The organism is Hungatella sp. SB206, from assembly GCF_051132295.1.
Lineage (GTDB): Bacteria > Bacillota > Clostridia > Lachnospirales > Lachnospiraceae > Hungatella > Hungatella effluvii.
Genome location: NZ_CP096603.1, coordinates 4393809 through 4412754 on the forward strand (window position 1 = coordinate 4393809; position 18946 = coordinate 4412754).

Here is an 18946-nt window from a genome sequence, read left to right on the forward strand (position 1 = left end):
TGAAAGTAATTAACTTGCTTTTCTCATACACAGCATATTAATTTCGTCCTGAAATTTAAAAACAACTTCAATATTATGATTCTTGTCTACCAACACTTTTTCAATAAAGGCATCAGCCAACTCCGGAGACAACGCCTCCTCATTTCTAAACTCATCGACCAATCGGGCAAAATCTGAATAGAATATGATATTTGCCTCATCATATTTTCGGATTCCTTCTTCCACCTTTTGAATTCCTGCCTCCAATGGAACAAGCTGTTCTGACAATTTCTGTTTTTTTATCAGATATTCTTCTCTGCTTACATGCCCTGCTCTGTAATCTTCATACAAGTTCATTTTCTTCTGCTTTATTTCTTCTGCCCTCTCCTGAAATCTTTCCATGATTGCATGGTAATCTGCCATATTATGATTCAAAGCCTTTAAGATTTTCTTTTTGCTGTCAGTAAATAATCTTAAATTGAATTGTATAACCGAAAACACTGCTTTTTCTAATACCGCTGTTTCAATAGGCGGAAAAGTACAATCCGACAATGGATTTTCACGCTTAGCCAAACAATAGTAAAAGTCATTATCTTCATGATATCTGCGCCTGCTTAATGCTGAACCGCAATGTACACAATACACATTTTTATATAATGCTGATACTCTGCGCCTCGGTCCACTTTTGCAACCACTTTTAGCAGCCCTCTCATCCAGCCACTCATTCACCCTGTTAAACTGCTCTTCTCTGATAATTTTCGGCTGTCTGTTTGGAACAAGAATTTGGTCCGCCTTATTCACTGCCCGTGTTCCTTTTGTCCCCAATACACAAGCCTCTTCCTTATGACGTACTGAATATCCCAAATAAGCTTTATTCCTTGCAATCTTTTTCAGTGTTGTTTTATTCCAGATAGAACTGGTCTTACATAATTTGGCATTGTATTTTTTAGCCAAATAAACGCTCGGCGGATCAATTCCTTTTTCAGCCAGGAACTTAATTATAAACTTATAACTTTTTTTCTGGTCTAATAGATCCATAATTATTTGTAGTACATATGCCGCCTCCCAATCCACCTCATATTCACGGTCAGCTGTATACCGATATCCATAAAGAGGTACTGGGCCGTTATGCTTTCCTTGAAGAGCCTCCTCCATCTTAATTCTCTTCTGAGTGGTAGACGCCTGAATTGGAACTAACCCATTAATCAAATTCTTGAATTTGGCTTCAAAATCTATACCATATTGATAATCTTTGCTGTCATAATCATCATTAATCGCAATATAGCGTACTTCCAAAAAAGGAAATATCTTTTCTAAATAATTGACGGTATCTATGGTGTCCCTGCCAAGTCTGGAGAAATCCTTCGTTGCTATTACTATCATATTTCCATATAAAGAACGGACTCTGCTCATCATATTCTGAAAATTAGGTCGGTTAAAATTACTGCCAGTGTAGCCATCATCAATAAATTCTTCTACTTGATAATCATGAAATTCACTGTGTTCCTCCTTGAATCGGTTAAGCAATCTTCTTTGGTTTGTAATGCTGCAGCTTTCATCGTCTCCATCTTCCCTGGAAAGACGTTCATAAAAAAGCAGAAATTTTTTCTTCATCCTCACACCGCCTTTGCAATCAAATCCATGCTGAATATATCTTCAAATTTGAAGATAACTTCCATGGAGGTTTTGTCTATAATTTTGATTTCCGAAATCAATTCATCAATAATCTCCGCTGTCACGCAGAGATTTCCCTGCTTGTCCATCAATGCAGAAAGCCATTTGTTCTTTAAAGAATATCTCCTGACCATATCATTTGACTCTATAATCAAACTCCCTTTTAGTGCCCTCAGTTCATCAACCTTCTCCATATTCTGTCTTTTAAATTCTATGTACTCTCTTTTATCCAGAATCTGATCTACATAATCTTCGTATAATTGTTGCTGCCTCACTAAAAGGCTCTGGATTTCCCGGTCAATGTCAGCAATCTGATTCTGGTATTCCCGTTTCAATTTGGTTATAAAAGAGTCCTTTTTATATGCTTTTTTCTCCTTCATTGCTATACTGACCCACTTATCTAAGAGGACCGTAACAGCTTTTAATACTGCTTTTTCATTGATAAATTTGTTCTTGCAATGATTAGGTGCTACATCATGTCCAGGACAATGATATTCAATACCTATTCCCTGCTTTGTATGATACCTGCTTTGTGACATATGCCTTCCGCAAACTCCACATACGAGCTTCCCTGCGAATAATCCATATTTCTTATCAATTTCTCTGGTAAAGCTATTCACCCAGATTTTCTGTGCGTTCTTTTGGGCCCTGTCATAAATTGCCTGCTTTATGATACGGGGTAGAGCATCCTCTTCAATATTCCATTCCTGCCGCGGCACCCTTTTTAATTTTTTTCCTTTATAATAGCTTTGTTCTGTTTTATGGGTAACCAAACAGCCAATATAAACGGGGTTCTGAATGATACTAGAAATGAAATTGCCCAGCCACAGATACTTTTCCGGGTTCTTTTCTACCTTTTCTGCTTTTCCATGTTTTATCAAGTGATAGGCTTTCGGCGAGGGAATATTCTCCCTATTCAATATTTGGGCAATCTTATAGTATGAATATCCTTCCAGCACAAACATGTTAAATATACGGACAACAACAGAGGCAGCTTCCGGGTCAATCACGAGTATTTTACTATTGGCTTTTGAACGCTCAAATCCATATGGCGGCCTCGCTCCCCAGAACTCCCCATTGCCTCTGGCCAGTTCATGGGCCTGGGTAAGTTTTTTGGAAGAGATACGGGCGTAATATTCATTTGCCAGATGTTTAATCACATAAACCATTCGTTCTTTGCTGCATTGTGGATCTGCACTGTCATATCCATCGTCTATGCTGATGAAACGAACATCTAATTCCGGGAATACTACATCTAACAGCTCCAGCGCTTCCAAATAGTTTCTTCCAAATCTGCTAAAATCCTTAACGATTACTGCATTGATTTTTCCAGACTTAATATCTTTGAGCAGTTCAGAAAAGCCCGGACGATTAAATGTAGTGCCCGAAACACCATTATCGCAGTATTCACCGGTCAGAATACTTCCTGACAGATTCCTGCTTATAAATTCCCCGTTTCTCTGCAGCTGATGACTAATGGAATCATCGTTTTTTATTTTATTGCTTCTAACCGATAAGCGTGCATAAGATCCAAATCTGTATTCTCTAAGTGAGAAAATAACTTGTTCTTCAACCAGATTCCTTCTGCTTTTTCTAGCCACACATGACACCGCCTTCCCCTAAGCTTTCCAGGAATGTTTCCATTTTCTGGTTAGGCAATTCTGTACAAATCTGTCTGATTTTTGCTATGACCTTTCTAAATTCATCTTTAAACCAGAACGTAATTTCCAGATTTCCCTTTTCGGAGACTTGAATACTCTTTATACAACTAACTACCAGCCTCCGGTCAAGTTCCTTTACCTGACCGAATTGCAAAAAATGATCAATCCATGCATTCTTACCACAGATATTCCGAAATATATTATCATTTTCTACCTTTTGCTGCTCAATCAGCTTTTCCAGTTCAGTACAACGGCTTGAATACTGTTTTTTCAGCTGAAGGTATTCCTCTCTTGTCAGCAGCTCGTCCTGATAGTCACCGTATAATGAGGCAGCTAATTTCATATTCCTCTGGTAATCCTTTTTTAACATTTCCATCCGAGAGCTTTCCTTCTGTACCCTGCGGTCCGAAAATGGTATTGTATCAACATATGACAAGATTGATTTTAAATCAGTAAGAACAGAAATATGGTATTGTATCAGCAGAAGAATGTTTTTTTTCAACTTTGATTCTGAAACCCTGTGAGGCGAACATGTCCTGCTATTCTCCCTGTTGGTAGAGCACACATAATATCCATATTCCTTTCCACCTGCTTTCGTGGATTTGCGTACAAGTGATTGATGGCAGTCTATACATTCCAGTAGCCCAGAAAAAAGATATACGGTTTCCTGACCAGGCGCTGTCCGCGTATCATGCTCTAACAAGTGATTGACAATCATAAAATCAATCCAGCTCACAAGGGGAGGCATTGCCCCCTCTACGACAGCCCACTCCTCTTCGCTTTTGTAGATTATTTTCTTTACTTTAAAGTTCGGAGTAGTGGTTTTTCCTTGTATCAGTATTCCCAGGTAAGCGGTATTATTAAGAATTCTTCCTACAGCTACGGCAGTCCAATGGCTACGTTCATATTTTTTAAATGTTGTCCTGTACCGGACCCCCTGTGATACTTTATAGTCTGCCGGCGGCAAAATACCAAGGCTGTCAAGCCGTGTTGCGATGGCATCCTGACTTAAACCACAGAGTTTCCAGCGAAAGATATCCCGCACCACCTCCGAAGCGATAGGGTCAAGAATCAACCTGTGATGATCATTTGGATCTTTTTGATAGCCATAATACGCGTATGCCCCGACAAAAAGTCCCTGCTCACGCATAGCCTTTAATGTATTTCGGATACTGATACTTGTATTTGCCGGATAGCTTTCATTTAACAGACTTTTAATGGGTAATGTTAGAAAATCCTCTTTGCAGGATTCGGCTTCACTGTCATAGTTATCATCAATCGCAATAAAACGGACGCCCCACTCCGGGAATCTACGCTGTACATACCGCAATACTTCCGTAAAATCTCTGCCCAAACGACTCAGATCTTTTACGATAATACAGTCAATCTCCCCACTTTTAATCAGATTCAGGATTTTCTTGAAACCGGGGCGATTGAAGTTTGTACCAGTATACCCATCATCGACTGCTTCACCGATGATTTGGATTTCCTGTTGTCCGCCACAATAACGCTGTACTATGACTCTTTGATTTTTAATGCTGTCGCTTTCAATCTGATCGCCATCCTCCACGGATAAGCGCAGATAAGCATAAGCACGATAGATATGATTTTTACGCATAAAAACAGCTCCTAACCACTTATTAGTTAGCGCATGAACCCTGGGTCATACATCAAATAAGTAGCAGGAACCTGCTTAAATGTTTAGTTCTATTCCGCTTTTATTTTACCATGATTCATTCCAGTTGTCCACACCTATCTAACCATTTATCACCTTCTTTTTTTCTCTTTTGCGAATCTCAATCAACACTCTGCTTTTTCTATCAAATTTTCAATTATGTCGGATAAGGTCCTGCCCGTACTTGAATAAGATACCTTTATCTTCATGTCCCCCACGCGGAACAGGTAGGGATTTACTCCTTCGTCCAGTATTTTTCTCATTCTCTTCTCACATGGTAAAGAGGTATCTATTTTTACACTATTCAAATCCACCAGCGTATCAATATCAACCTCATCCAACTTTATCTGTTGGAAAGCATCCAGCTCTTCAATCGTAAGCATTTCTCTATACCTCCCGGGACAATGATTTTCTTTACATCTTCTTAACGATATTTCACAAACGCCAAAAGTGTCATACTCAATACAGACCTTATGAAATGGTTGTATCTATCATCTCCCGGTTCCATCACGAAGGGTAAATCCGGCTTTATTCATGTTTTCTTTAATACAAGCAGCAGTCTCCAGTAAAAAACTCGCTTCTCTCCCTGAACAGCCTTTTATGATATTTATAAAGGCCAATATGTACTGTTCCTTCGTGTCACCAATATCTGAAGATTCTATCAATACAGGGTATACGTTCAATGCCTCCAATACATTCAAGTAGGATTCCATACTTAAATTTCTCAAACCGTTTTCAACTTTACTCATATGATTTGCAGACACCCCTGCCCGTTCTGCAAGCTTCTCTATTGTATATCCTCTTTCTTCTCTTAAAGTACGAATGTTTTGAGCAATATTAAAATTGTTAACCATCTTCGTACCATACTCCTTTTTAAGTTTGAATGTATTTTACATGATGATTTCCTGTTTGAGAACGGACTGTAAAGACCAATATCATCCAATTCTAGCGTATAATTTGCCATTTCAGATTTTCCGACATAAATCCAGAAAAAAAGAACTGCCTGTAGATGGCAGCTCTCTTACAAAACATATTCTATTTTCAACTAATGCCGTAAATTTATACTCACGCAACTTTATCATCATTGTCATTATTTGAAAGGGCTATTTTGCTTAAACTGCCTTTCATCGACTCAATTGTGTCTAAGTAAAACTGAAGTTCCAACTCCGGACATTCCTTTAAGATACATAAGAAACGTGACAATAGTTCTATGCTCTTTTCCGTCCCATCTGCTTCAGATACCAAAACAGGAACAACCTCTAAAGCTTCCAGTATTTTTATATATGTTTTCATGCCGATTGTCCTGGAGCCAGATTCTACCTTACTCAGATGGCTATGTGATATTCCGGCCAATTCGGCCAGGGCTTCCTGGGTCAGACCTCTTTCTTCGCGTGCCCTTCTAATGTTCTCTGTTATTGAACATGTATGATCCTTCATATGTTTGTCTCCTGTTTACCGTTTATCGAGTGTCCCCATACTACGATTTTTCATCGCAATACACGTTTAAAATTATTACCTATCATTTTTTCACTTTCATCTCGCAAGCCCATTCACATTGATTTAAAATGCTGCCATCACACCACCAGTAGCTCTCTATAATCAGCGCGACTCCTCCACTCAACGGTTTACCATAAAAATATGTGCTATTATAGAGCATGCCTTTTTCTATGTCAACATTTTTTTGATTTAATAGACATTTTTTCTCGTTTACTCGAACCATATCCCATCGAAAAACAAGAGACATCTCAAAGATCAGAGATGCCTCTTGTCCAGCTTTAACTTTCTGTTTCTATCTTTTCTAAGCTTAAATAAGCGTCCAAAATACAAAGCATCACCCGCTTTTGCTCTGGCGTTAATTGATATATACGTTCCAGCAATTCCTTATCAGCATTATCCTCCGTATATCCAAACAGATAATTGGGGGATGTACCTAAAACATCACATATAATGAATAAAAGCGAAACGCTGGGAAGCTTATTGCCAGCTTCCAACTGCCTGATATATCCATGGTTTACATGACACCTTTCAGCCAATTCCTGGTATGACAATTTGCATTCTTTTCTTTTACCTCTCAACTTAGCACCGAATTCTTTTGGGTCCACATCACACCTCACCATCTATATGCATATTACCATTAGCTACTTTTGTTATCTTCTAGTATAATTCCACTTTCCCCTCCGCAACAGTCCACCAAAATATGACACATGTTATATCTCAGTTTCATTTGTATATAAAAAGATTGTCTATTTCAGGGAACATTTGTAGATTAGTTTTACTAGACATCCATATGAATAAACGTTATCTTATAGATACGAAAATAAACTTTTAGATAACATTTCGGAGGAAAATACTATGAGGCTGGCTTCAAAATTTTTAACAGCACTAGAAGGTAATTTCGATTCTTCCCAGGTCGAGAAGGCGTTCTTTGAAACAAATCAACTTTTTCTATCGCAAAGTGATGTAAGTGATGAAGATATCTCTGATTTACTGGATGTTTGTAAAGAATTCTTTCCTTTACCCTATCTTACTGAAGACAAACAGTATGAGCAACTTTGGGCCCGGCTTGAACCTGCATACTATCGGCATATAAAAGAATGGGAACAATTCACTCAGGCTATAGCGCGCTGCCGAAAAAAGCGCAAACTAAAACGGCTCTGTATTGCTTCTCTTGTTAGTATTCTTTTTATTATTACTTTTGTATTGCTTATTGTACACCGTCCAGTTTCCAAATCCGAATGCTGGATTTGTTCGGGTAAACTCCAATCGTATATCTCGTATGAGTCTGCATTTGGTGTAATAAACTTAAACTCACGATCCGTTAGTACTATTCCAAAAGGAAGTTGGGAGGGAAATCATAGTGTCACAATCACCTCTTCCGAGAACGGAACTATGATTATAACCTCACCCATTACCTCCGAGAGCTATCGTGCAGATATATATATGCAGGCTGACTCCCAGCCAGATGAATCTCTTATATCAAAATATCTATGTACGGATTGTGTAAAGATATGGAGTGAGAACAAATACGATGTACTTCTCATGGACGCATCAGGTACACCTTTTCCTATATCTGATAGTATGGAACTTGCTTTGCCACCATATACAGTCACTGCGTCTTCCAAAAGTACAGAATGCATCCGCATTACCTTTGAGAAAACGAAATAAAATACGAGCTTTTTACGTAAGATACATACACAAAAGAAAACGCCACATGAACATAGTGAAGTGTTCATGCGGCGTTTGCCAAAGTAACAATTTACATCATTTTGTCCGGACACCCACCCTAAAATTTATTTTAATTTATTGCATTAAAAGATTGTTGTATTTTTTCACATCATATCCGTTTCCGATTCGATAAATGGAGGGATTTCTGATTTAAGAAAACCGTCCCAAAAATCATGATTTAACTTTAAGTGTTTCATAACCTTTGCTTTTATAAAAGAATTGTTCATAAAATATGAATAAATGTCTTCTTTAGTAACTTCCTTTATTACAGTTAATTTATTTGTGACCCACCAATCACCGCTATATTGAACACAATGTCCCTCTGCTTTCACTTGAAAAAGTCTTATTGCAGATAATGATCCTCTTTTATAGTTTTTTATGGATTCTAAATATTCCGTTCTGCCTGGACACAATGCTACGCCCTCTATTGTTGTACAAAAATGTAAATAGCAATCCTGAAAATCTGTAACATATGGATTTCTTACTTTTACTATACATGGTATATTGAGTCGATATTCACAGCCTTTTGTTTTCAAACGCCCATTTATTTCAGGTATAGCCTTATATCCATACATTGGTTTTGATAATTCCAGATTTCCAACATCAACATCATCACAATCATGAATCACTTTTATTATTTTAATATCACATAAACGTATCTTAATTTCTTTATCCACCACAGAATGAAAACCATCTGGTTCTTGCTGTTCACGCCTTAAAATAAGTTCATGTTTTGTTATTTCCACTGGAAAGGCTATTATATCCATATTATTCTTTAAATATATTTTAAAAACATAAAGTCTTACATTACTATATATTTTTATTTCATTTATATAAATTCTATTCATTTTACAATAATCGTGGATTAAACACAGGAAGTCGCTTTCATATGGTAACATTGTCATGTTATTCTGTATATTTCTTGTCTGGAGAATCATGTGCTTCTCCCTGTTTCTTTCCCATATTTCAAATTCGACTATCATTAATATTTCCTTAACATATTTTTTTATCTCATCTATCAAATTAACCCTCCACAAAAAAGCTATTATTTAGACTTTTATGTTACTTGTTATTTCGTAATTTGTCAAACTTTGGCTCGTTCCATTAACAAAACAAAATGCAAAAGGGAGCCGCAATAACGCGCTCCCTTTAATAATCATCAACCAATTACTTGAGAATATTCTAAATATACAGAGACACAGATTATGCCTCCTCACCCTTTTTCTTTTCTTCATAAGTTATATAAGCGTCCAGCATACATATCATTGTGTTTTTTTGTTCTGGACTAAGCTTATACAGGCGATTTAATAGTTGCTTATCATCGCCTGCTTCTGCATATTCCAAGAGGTAATTGGGGGACGTTTCCAACTCATCACACAGGCTCAATAACAATGGCATACTGGGAACCTTTTTCCCGCTTTCCAATTGTCGGATATAGCCGTCATGTACATGACATAGATCAGCCAATTGCTGGCTTGTCAATCCACACTGTTTACGTTTTTCCCTGATTTTCCTACCTAATCTCTTGGTATTCATTTAATCCCACCATTCACTAATAGTTACATTTGTTATAATTTAGTATACAATCCGGTTCTTCAAATATACAGACCACCATTTTATTACATGCATTAACTTTTAGTTACAAACAACAGTAAAAGAACAATCTAAAAGCACAAACTATCAGCCCTGTTTTCAGCGGATTTTATTGTTACATTCCGCTGCCTGCCCAAAATTCCACATATCTGTATGCATTACTGTCTATTATGGTTCCATAATCTCCCAGTGTATAACCATAGAGACGCAGGGCACATGTCCTTCTGGTGTCTATCAGGTCATAATTGTAACTATTTGCATAAAAAGGGGGTTTTGAATTAACGCCTGCAAGATAGCTGGTATATACTTGATTAATTCTGCTATACGCACAATATCCCTTCTGGGAATCCCTCCTGTATCAGTGCCTCATATCTAGTTTGATTGATTACTTTTTTGTTATCCACCACTTATTCCTCCATATTCCATCTGCTTATTCTAAATCATTTCTGCGCATTATCGAATTTTCTTTTCTCCTGGCCGGATAATATCTGGAATCTGTAGTTTTAACCGCTCCGCAAACTCCATTGCGCTAACAAACTCCGTTTTTTCATAGTCTACAAGTTTTTCTGGCAGATTATAAATTTCTGTATCAGCATAATAATATAATCCCCGCAAGGTTCCAGCATCATATCCGAAATCCTCCGGCTTATATTCCGCCATACTTTGCAGACAATTCAATGGCCAGCATTCAACCTTTTCATCCTCATCATCTGCAAAAATATAGTCTTTGCCGTCCTGATCAAGCCGCAGAAAATAGATTATATCCTCTGATAAGGCAGAGATAATAAGAGAGTGGCAGCCATCATCCTCAAAACCATAAATTTCTCCTGATACCATCTTATTTATGGAGATATCCTCTATCAATTCCATTTGTTGGACAATATTCTGGATAGTCTTTAGCATTTCGTAATCTTCAGATATAGATTTTGAAAATATCTCACCCAATTCCGCACTACCAAGGTCGTTTCCAATTATTTTTCCATTGTAATCAATGTTGCCTGCGTTTGGTTCTTCAATTGCACCGCCAGATTTCCGGTAAGGAAGAGTATAAAACCAGCGCCCTTCTTTTATGGTTTCTCCATATATGACTGAACCGGCAAATTCGTGTTCAAATGACACCGCCACTTCCCGGCATCTTCCTTTCAATGTCCAGCCTACATGTTCCATGTTTATTTCTATGCTCACCACCTCCTATTGATAGATTAATGTCTGTTCTTCGACTTGAATATCACGATCTGTCTGGATAACCTCACACGCCCGTCCTTCAATCTCTTCCCAGCTCAACCCGGTAAAATTATGAATGCAGGTAATTAGGGAACTTCCCTGTTCCATGTACAGATACTCCTTTGTACCGGCATCAAAAAACATATAAAAATCAAAATCCGGTTCAAAGCTGTCGTCCTCATCATCTTCATATTTTTCATACCAGACACCGCTATGTATTTGCAAGCCAAGTTCCTGGATAACCAAGTGTTTTTTGTCCAGCCAGACCTGATGTTCCTCATCCGTTTCAAAAAGGAAGTTCTCGCCATCCCATTCTTCCTCTTCCAATTCCTCCAGACGGCCTATTGTAGTATTGATTTTCTTCTCCATAAGTCACCTCGCTTTTTCCTTTGCAGAGCGCAGTTTTTCCCTATTCTGCTCAAACTGGCTCATAATATCTCCCTGCAGCCTGTCATGAAAATCCTTTGTCACTGGATAGCAGATATCCTGATATTCCGCCTTTCCTTCAACCATGCGTCGCTGGGAAGGCATAGCCACAAAGTTATTTCCTGCAAAGGATCGTTTGACAGAAATCTGATTAACTACAAATACATCACCAATCACAAGTCTGGCATATGCCTTAGTGGTATTGGACAAATCTCTGTTGTTTACTACCTGAACATAATAGTCAAAATCTTCCTCCCCATAAGTGAGGTCAACTTCGTTTTTCCCTCCCATACGTTCCTGGTACGCCTCCAGAATTTCTCCCCTTAATGCGGTACTGAAATCCGTAGTTTTTGGAAAAAACACATCACTGTATATCGGCTTATTCTGTTCATCTTTTTCCCCCGTTGGATACTGCGGCATACTCACATAAAGATTCCCTGATCTTCCCTCCCTGATAGTGATACCGGTTACTTTAAATCTGTCACCGAACGTTACCGCAGCAAATGCCCTCAGTTTTTTATCTTTCTCTGTTGATACCTCATAAATATTTACTGTATATTTCATAATTTAGTCTCCTTCTACTTTTTTAATGAATTCTATCTGGACATCGCCGGTTCCGGGAGTTCCTCTGTTACCACCAGTTCTTCTCCCTCATCTTTTATCTCCAGCTCGTTATTGATTTCCTGCTGGCGGATTAGTTTTTGTTTCAACTCCGATTCATAGGGGAATTCTTTATTAAACTCCCTTTTAGATTCCTCCATATTTCTTTTGTACTCTTCCAGTTTTTCTTTATGTGCGGCAACTCTCTTTTCCAAACTCCCCAACAGGTTCTCCATACGGACCATATTTCCGGAAGCACTGCTGCTCATATCTGCCGAATAAGTCAGTTCCCCACTCAGCTTTATGATACAGTCAGAATACTTTTTTTCTACCACTACATCAAACCCCTTATAGCTGCCCACCGTCCTGCTTTCCATACTTTCAAGGGAATGTGCCATCTCTAAGATAACGCTGCCCGCCGCCTCACGTTCATCATATCTAAGGCCGTTCAGAGTAACGAAAAAGTCCGGCTCCATACAGAGTGCCTGGTCACGTTTCCTGATATCTTTTTCCATAGCATACAATCGGTTCTCAGTCTTCTTAATCAATTCTGGATATTTGAAAAGGAAATTATCCTGATGGACATAGCGCTGGCTCTCATAGCTTGCCTTCAAGACCTGCAGACGCGAAACTTCCGTGTCTACCTCGGTTTTTTCCATAATCATAGGATTCCCAGACGCAATTGCCTTGATTTCCGCAAAGGATAAAATGGTTTCGTCTACGTCCTGACATTCCCTTTCAACCGTTTTGTCTGTCATTATCTGGCTGATAAACCTCTGCTTATTTTCTACAATCCCCCAGAGGTAACTGTCAAATGTCTTTTTCGTGATATAGCGGTATATATTGACTTCTTCATTATCATTTCCCTGGCGTATGATACGCCCTTCCCTCTGCTCAATATCCGAAGGTTTCCACGGGCAATCAATGTGATGAGCCGCGACAAGGCGTTTTTGGATATTGGTTCCTGTTCCCATCATGGACGTGCTTCCCAGGAGGATTCGTTTCCTGCCGCTCCTCATGTCTGCAAATAATTCCTCTTTCTGCTTATCACTATGGGCATCATGAATAAATGCAATTTCATCTTCTGGTATTCCTTTCCTGATCAGCTCCTGTTTCAGAAAGTCATATACATTAAATTTCTTGTTTCCTGTGGGCGTGCCAATATCGCAAAAGACAGCTTGTGTCCCCTTAAACTCCTGGGAACCAATGTATTCCTGATAAATATTCTCTGCCGCCTGAAAGAGTTTGCCGTCACCATCTACTTCCGCATCTGGGTCAATCAGCCGGGGATCGGTGCCGAGCAACCTTGCTTCGTTGGTGATCTTGAGCATGTTATCGACCGTTGGATCTACATTCCCTGCTCGTATTGCTTCCGCGCGTTTAGCCAGTTCCTGCATCATGTACTCAACACTCTCAGACGCCACGCTCTCCACAATTTTGTATTTCCCACCTTTTAACTTAGGTACATTCAGGTTCAGCATTGAAGGCAATTGGATATCAGCCACCTCCCGGAACATATTCATAAGCTCCGGCAGATTACAGAATTTATTGAACCGGCTCCGCATTCGGTATCCGCCCTCTGGTGACATTTCAAGCGAAGTGGTAACTTCGCCAAAATTGGCCGCCCAACTGTCAAAATGGTCAATCCCCTTCTCATGTAGTTTCTGTGACTGCAGATACAACTGCATGACATACATTTCACACATGGTATTGGAGATAGGCGTCCCGGTTGCAAGGATAACATTTCTTCCTCCGGTCAGTTCCTGGATATACTGGATCTTTTGGAACATATCCATAGCCCGCTGGGAACCATTGGTGGAAATACCTGCCACATTACGGATTTTTGAAAAGATAGACAGGTTTTTAAACACATGCGCTTCATCTACAAACAATGCATCTATCCCTAACTGTTCAAAATCCAGAACATCATCCTTTTTTGCATCATTTCTCAGACTTAAAATTTGGGATTCCAGATTTTTCCGTTGACGCTCCATATCTTTTATCCCCCATTTAGCCCCCTGCTCCTCCTTCATCTCCGCAATGGCCCCCGAAATTCGTTCCACCTGATTTTCAAGAATTTTCGCACGCCTTTCCGCAGACAGGGGAATCCTCTCAAATTGAGAGTGTCCCAAAATCACGGCATCATAATTATTTGCAGCAATCCTACATGTCAGCTTTCTTCTATTTTCACTTTTAAAATCTTCTTTCGATGTCACAAGTAGATTGGCACTGGGATATAAGTGCAGGAATTCTGCCGCCATCTGCCCCACAAGATGATTCGGTACGACAATCATTGCTTTATGCATCAGCTTCAGCCGTTTCAACTCCATACAGATAGCCGCAATTTCATAGGTTTTTCCAGCCCCAACCGCATGGGCCAGCAAAGTGCTTCCATGCAGTGCCCGGTCTACAACATTCCGTTGATGGTCCCGCATATTTATTTCCGGATTCATACCGGGGAACGATAAATAAGAACCGTCATAAACCCGCAGACGGTTATCATTGAAGTTCTGATTGTAAAAATCCACATATTTTTTTCTACGCTGCGGATCTTTCCATATCCACTCCTTAAAAGCATCTTTTATGAGGGTTGCCTTTTCCCTTGCCAGAGTTGTTTCTTTCTGATTTACTACATACCGTTCACTGTCCCCAACTTCAATCTTATCTTTGACGGTAATTACATTCTGGTTCAGTAACGCCTCTATGATGGAATATGCATCAATCCTTTTTGTTCCATATGTCTGGCTTGCCGCCACAGAAGAATAGTCGCTGGATTTATTAGTAACCTTGTAAGACATAGTATATCGGTTTAACTGTACCTTGATTGCATAAGTCCCGTCTCTGTACTGATCCGGCGTATTCAGCGTCTCATAGATAAATGCCTCATAATCTTCCTGATCAATCCAAGAGGTTCCCAACTTTACGCCGATTTCCGTTGCCGTCAAATCTTCCGGCTGCACCGCTTTCAGGGCTTCTACATTTGCCAAATAGACGGGATTATCTTTTGCATACACTTCTGCAGCCTTTAGTTTATTCCGAACCGGACCGCTCAAATACTCACTTGCCGTTTCCCATCCCTGATTAGGATTCCCATCAGCCGCTTTGACTGGGTTTAAGAATACCTGCCCTTTTAATTCCTGCAGGAGCCGTTCCCGTTCTACCGGATAGACACTCAGCATATAGGGGATATGTACCTTCCCATATTCCGCCAGGCTGACTTTCAACGCGTCCATGGCTGTATCCACCTTCTTAACTATGGAAACTGGCGCAATAGTCTGTTTATAAAAGATATCCGCCTTCTTTATATTCTTGTTTTCATCTTCCGTTTCCAGGCTGCATAACAGATAGTAGTCATTGTCCTCCCGGAATGCTAACTTGTTGGCACGGCTGGACAGATATCCATACTTCTTTACATAAGGATCATAAATCTTATTTAGCTTTTCCTGTGCCTCAACAAGTTGATCTGTACTGCACCCATGTGTCTGAATATCAATCAGGTATCTGACCGACTGCCGGATAGCATGCATTCCAAGGATACGATTCCGTTGCGTCTCGTTTCCCGACCATCTCACCATGATATCATTATCCCGGTAATAGATTTCTCCCTCTATGACTGTATATGTGTTATTTGCCACATCTAAGAGGGCCGGCATGGTATTGGGAAGTTCTTCCTTGCTGTTTACATCAGGGAGCAGCGTTTTTTCCTCTACCGGACAATAATCGGCTGATAGAAAAGAAATAGCATGATTCAAATCTTCTTCAAGATTAAAATTTTCCTCATCTTCTACGATCAGTTCTGTATAATTAGAGTTTTGACCATAGGTATGCCTGTCAAAAGCCATCTTTCCCAGCATCATTTCCGGATGGTTCATATAATACTCATTGACCGGCACCCCATCATCGGTATAGGTGATGTTCATCCATTCCTCTGATTTATTTGTGGACAGTACACTTCCCTTCTTTTGAAGGAAGATAATGTCAGATGTCACTTCTGCTCCCGCGTCCTTTTTGAAGGCAATCCCTGGCAGACGTACCGCGCCGATAAAGTCTGCACGCTCCGCCAAGTATTTTCGTATCGTGGAATTGGCTTTATCCATGGTGAATTTTGTTGTGACAACCGCAATGATTCCTCCAGGGCGAAGCAGGTCCATGGATTTTGCCAAAAAATAATCGTGAATACGGAAACCATACTTTTTATATTCAGGATCAAAAATTTTGTACGCGCCGAAAGGAACATTTCCCACGATGACATCAAAGCTGTCCTTTTCAAACTTTGTCTTTTCAAATCCTTTGACTTCAATTGCGGCATGAGGGTGAAGCTGTTTTGCAATCCTTCCACTGATACTGTCCAATTCCACTCCATAAAGACGGGAATCCCGCATATCTTCCGGCAGGACACTATAAAAGTTCCCGACGCCCATACTGGGTTCCAAGATGGAACCATTTGTGAACCCAAACTGCTCCAATGCTTTATAGATTGACTTAGCGACAACGGGCGGCGTGTAAAATGCGGAATTAATACTTCCCCTGGCCTGCTCATATTCTTCCTCTGTCAACAGCGTCTGCAGTTCCTGATACTCGTTTGTCCAGTTTGGACTCTTAGGATTGAATACATTAGCAAGACCTCCCCATCCTATGTATTTGGCGAGGATATCCTGTTCCTCTGGTGTAGCCGGGCGGGAGGACTGTTCCAGTTCCTTTAACAGACGGATTGCTGCGACATTACTCTTATACTTTGTCTTGTCACCGGAAGGGAATTCCCATCCATCAGGGTAAAAAAAATCCGAAACCTGAATGACGTTTTGGTTTCGGTTACTCATTTCCTTATATAATAGGAAGGTTTCTTCCGGACATAGGGCAAATTCTTCTTTGCGTGCCGCTTCATATTCCCCCGGTGGCAGGTACTCTCCCACATCAATGGCTGCCTGGATTGCACGCGATACTTCCTGCATGGTAAAAGCCCCATGTCCTTCATTTTCTCCATTCACAAGGCGGAATTCAACGACTCCACTTTCACCATACGTGTAATGGATCAATCCCCAGCTTGTATTTAGCGCAGACTTTCCATAGTCCTGCTTAGACTGAACTTTCAAAATTTTTGAAAGAAATTCCTGTTTTTCCTTTTCCCCTGCCTGTTCAAAGAACCTTTGAATCAATGGTTTGGAGGGAATCAATGCCATGGAATGAAGGGCATATGCATTTGCAGCCTCTTCAAATACTGCCTTTAACCGTTCACTTCTTCCATCAGCCTGGGTCTCCTGTATTTCTTCTCCTGTATCCTCTGTTCTTTTGTCATCTTTCTCAATTACGGTATCCGCACTTAAATATGGTATTGTTACTGCCGGTGTCTCGCCGGCCTGTTCTAATAACCCCTGGTATTGGGACGCCAGATTTTGAAACCAGGGAATTCTTTTAATTTCCTCTACAGAGAAATCCTGGCTGGATTCAGGATATTGATCTAATTCGATTATCCGGGCCAGAATGTCCCGGATCACACGCCACGGATAGGTCTGCACCTTATTACCGTCAAAAGAACAAGAAATCTCTCCAGCATGGAAGGTCAGTGTTGAGGTAAATATCCAATCCACATCTGAACCAAGCAGGGAAAGGAAACTCTGCCGTATAAATTCGGTTTCCTGCTGGGGCAGTAAGTTTATGGTCATTACATCATAAATCATGTCAAATACTATCCTGCCATCTGCCGTTTCCAGGAAATTTTCTACTGTTTCGGCCAATGATTCCGGTATTTCCACGTCCTTTTTTATTGGCTGATAGTATTCCCCGCTTTCGATTAATAATAGGATTTCTTCTGCCACTATCTTAAATGGAAGATACCCACTTAGATACTGCCTCTGCTCATGCCAGTATAACTGGATTCCCGTATTATCTGTCTCATATTCAAATTCAAGTCCCTCACCAGTAATAATGGTGTCTCCACCTTCGTAAATCTGATAAAGAAATTCAACACGCTCCTCTATCCCTTCATTTAACTCAAAGAAATCATAGATCTTTTTCTTTAGGATAGGTTCCAGTGCGCCTGCTAATACCACTTCTCTGCATAATTCATCTGTCACTTCTACAGGCACTGGTTCAACAGAAAAAGAAGGAACCGCAACAGCAGTTCCTTCCTCTATATCAGTATCTATTACCTCGGCTTGCAGATTACTTCCTGCATCACGGTTTCCTGAGCTATCATCGCTGCTTCGTTTCGAAGTCTGGTCATCTCCATCGTATCCGCCGGATTGATGTTCCTCTCCACCGCTTTTATCCTCACGTAGTCCTCCACGATCTGGTCGTGCAGCTCCCACGCTTCCGCCTCTATCTGTTTCAGCAGCTCCGGCAGTTTGCCCGTCCGCAGCAACAGGCTGTACCGGCTTTCCTCCTTCTCCAGCAGGTATTCCTGTGCCAGCTTCGCGTATCTGCCCAGCGTCTCCAGCCCTTCCGCCTGTTGGCTCCCTGTCTCCAGCATCGGGTACAGCAGCCCGTCCTTTTCTTTCCTGTAATTCAGTTCTACCATCTTGATTTCTCCTTTCATCTTCCCGGATCTCTTTCGCAATCTCTGCAAATCTCCGCAACGTCCTCTCTGCAATATCCGATATGAGGATACCTATTTTGGATAGTATCACCTCTTCCTGGTAGTTTGTTATTGCAGACAGTCCTGTATCAAAAGTATCAATCCCGCATCGCCTTAATACCAAGTATGCGGTGCTCTGCAGGATGAATTCTTCAACTGGTGACATTTGTTTATCGTCCAATTCATCCTTGCTGGTAAGAACTGCTATTTCATGAATCCTGTCGTTTTCCTCTTCCATTATAGCACGTACATATGTTCTCGTAAAGTTTTTTATTGCTATCCTGAAATTATTTTCTTCCTGATATTGTTCTGGAA

General features: G+C 40.2%; 15 protein-coding genes. 1 reads left to right on the forward strand and 14 read right to left on the reverse strand.

Features of this window, described 5'->3' with window-relative positions; genetic code table 11:
* Window positions 1-9 precede the first annotated feature (9 nt).
* The 7 genes from M1L66_RS19330 to M1L66_RS19360 all read right to left on the reverse strand — a co-directional run bounded on the left by M1L66_RS19330 (window position 10) and on the right by M1L66_RS19360 (window position 7091).
* Complete coding sequence (locus M1L66_RS19330) at window positions 10-1593, reverse strand: recombinase family protein (protein ID WP_006567755.1); 1584 nt, start codon at window positions 1591-1593, stop codon at window positions 10-12.
* Between the two features lie 2 nt (window positions 1594-1595).
* Window positions 1596-3254 carry a recombinase family protein gene (locus M1L66_RS19335; RefSeq protein ID WP_024739136.1) on the reverse strand — a complete coding sequence of 553 codons (1659 nt, stop codon included), beginning with the start codon at window positions 3252-3254 and terminating at the stop codon, window positions 1596-1598.
* Complete coding sequence (locus tag M1L66_RS19340; RefSeq protein WP_006567759.1) at window positions 3247-4932, reverse strand: recombinase family protein; 1686 nt, start codon at window positions 4930-4932, stop codon at window positions 3247-3249. Before M1L66_RS19340 ends, M1L66_RS19335 begins: the two co-directional genes overlap by 8 nt.
* A 182-nt stretch (window positions 4933-5114) precedes the next feature.
* Window positions 5115-5372, reverse strand: coding sequence for a DUF6870 family protein (locus tag M1L66_RS19345; protein ID WP_006567760.1), 258 nt, complete (start codon window positions 5370-5372; stop codon window positions 5115-5117).
* A gap of 108 nt (window positions 5373-5480) precedes the next feature.
* Window positions 5481-5843 carry a helix-turn-helix domain-containing protein gene (locus M1L66_RS19350; RefSeq protein WP_006567761.1) on the reverse strand — a complete coding sequence of 121 codons (363 nt, stop codon included), beginning with the start codon at window positions 5841-5843 and terminating at the stop codon, window positions 5481-5483.
* 211 nt (window positions 5844-6054) lie between these two features.
* Entirely contained in the window at window positions 6055-6426 is a 372-nt protein-coding gene (locus M1L66_RS19355) for a helix-turn-helix domain-containing protein (RefSeq protein ID WP_006567762.1), read from the reverse strand.
* A gap of 338 nt (window positions 6427-6764) precedes the next feature.
* A complete protein-coding gene (locus M1L66_RS19360; protein WP_233458272.1) occupies window positions 6765-7091 on the reverse strand; it encodes a helix-turn-helix domain-containing protein in 327 nt (108 codons plus the stop codon).
* A gap of 250 nt (window positions 7092-7341) precedes the next feature.
* Between M1L66_RS19360 and M1L66_RS19365 the strand changes: the two genes are divergently transcribed.
* Window positions 7342-8154 carry a hypothetical protein gene (locus M1L66_RS19365; protein ID WP_008724765.1) on the forward strand — a complete coding sequence of 271 codons (813 nt, stop codon included), beginning with the start codon at window positions 7342-7344 and terminating at the stop codon, window positions 8152-8154.
* A gap of 164 nt (window positions 8155-8318) precedes the next feature.
* On the opposite strand, the gene M1L66_RS19370 is transcribed toward M1L66_RS19365, so the two are convergent.
* The 7 genes from M1L66_RS19370 to M1L66_RS19400 form a co-directional block, all read right to left on the reverse strand.
* Window positions 8319-9236 (reverse strand): hypothetical protein, encoded by a 918-nt coding sequence (locus M1L66_RS19370; RefSeq protein ID WP_008724762.1) that lies wholly within the window; start codon window positions 9234-9236, stop codon window positions 8319-8321.
* Window positions 9237-9417: 181 nt separating this feature from the next.
* Window positions 9418-9750, reverse strand: coding sequence for a helix-turn-helix domain-containing protein (locus tag M1L66_RS19375; RefSeq protein WP_006567768.1), 333 nt, complete (start codon window positions 9748-9750; stop codon window positions 9418-9420).
* A 510-nt stretch (window positions 9751-10260) separates the two neighbouring features.
* A complete protein-coding gene (locus tag M1L66_RS19380; RefSeq protein WP_141709597.1) occupies window positions 10261-10992 on the reverse strand; it encodes a hypothetical protein in 732 nt (243 codons plus the stop codon).
* Between the two features lie 6 nt (window positions 10993-10998).
* Window positions 10999-11400 (reverse strand): hypothetical protein, encoded by a 402-nt coding sequence (locus M1L66_RS19385; protein ID WP_006567770.1) that lies wholly within the window; start codon window positions 11398-11400, stop codon window positions 10999-11001.
* A gap of 3 nt (window positions 11401-11403) precedes the next feature.
* Window positions 11404-12021 carry a septation protein SpoVG family protein gene (locus M1L66_RS19390; protein WP_006567771.1) on the reverse strand — a complete coding sequence of 206 codons (618 nt, stop codon included), beginning with the start codon at window positions 12019-12021 and terminating at the stop codon, window positions 11404-11406.
* 32 nt (window positions 12022-12053) lie between these two features.
* A complete protein-coding gene (locus M1L66_RS19395; protein WP_412249912.1) occupies window positions 12054-18131 on the reverse strand; it encodes a helicase-related protein in 6078 nt (2025 codons plus the stop codon).
* A gap of 71 nt (window positions 18132-18202) precedes the next feature.
* Window positions 18203-18574 (reverse strand): TnpV protein, encoded by a 372-nt coding sequence (locus M1L66_RS19400; protein ID WP_025483324.1) that lies wholly within the window; start codon window positions 18572-18574, stop codon window positions 18203-18205.
* Between the last annotated feature and the right edge of the window lie 372 nt (window positions 18575-18946).

Coding starts and splice junctions, on each gene's coding strand:
- M1L66_RS19330 (WP_006567755.1), bottom strand. CDS start 1,593: ATGAAGAAAAAATTTCTGCTTTTTTATGAACGTCTTTCCAGGGAAGAT.
- M1L66_RS19340 (WP_006567759.1), bottom strand. CDS start 4,932: ATGCGTAAAAATCATATCTATCGTGCTTATGCTTATCTGCGCTTATCC.
- M1L66_RS19345 (WP_006567760.1), bottom strand. CDS start 5,372: ATGCTTACGATTGAAGAGCTGGATGCTTTCCAACAGATAAAGTTGGAT.
- M1L66_RS19350 (WP_006567761.1), bottom strand. CDS start 5,843: ATGGTTAACAATTTTAATATTGCTCAAAACATTCGTACTTTAAGAGAA.
- M1L66_RS19355 (WP_006567762.1), bottom strand. CDS start 6,426: ATGAAGGATCATACATGTTCAATAACAGAGAACATTAGAAGGGCACGC.
- M1L66_RS19365 (WP_008724765.1), top strand. CDS start 7,342: ATGAGGCTGGCTTCAAAATTTTTAACAGCACTAGAAGGTAATTTCGAT.
- M1L66_RS19375 (WP_006567768.1), bottom strand. CDS start 9,750: ATGAATACCAAGAGATTAGGTAGGAAAATCAGGGAAAAACGTAAACAG.
- M1L66_RS19385 (WP_006567770.1), bottom strand. CDS start 11,400: ATGGAGAAGAAAATCAATACTACAATAGGCCGTCTGGAGGAATTGGAA.
- M1L66_RS19390 (WP_006567771.1), bottom strand. CDS start 12,021: ATGAAATATACAGTAAATATTTATGAGGTATCAACAGAGAAAGATAAA.
- M1L66_RS19400 (WP_025483324.1), bottom strand. CDS start 18,574: ATGGTAGAACTGAATTACAGGAAAGAAAAGGACGGGCTGCTGTACCCG.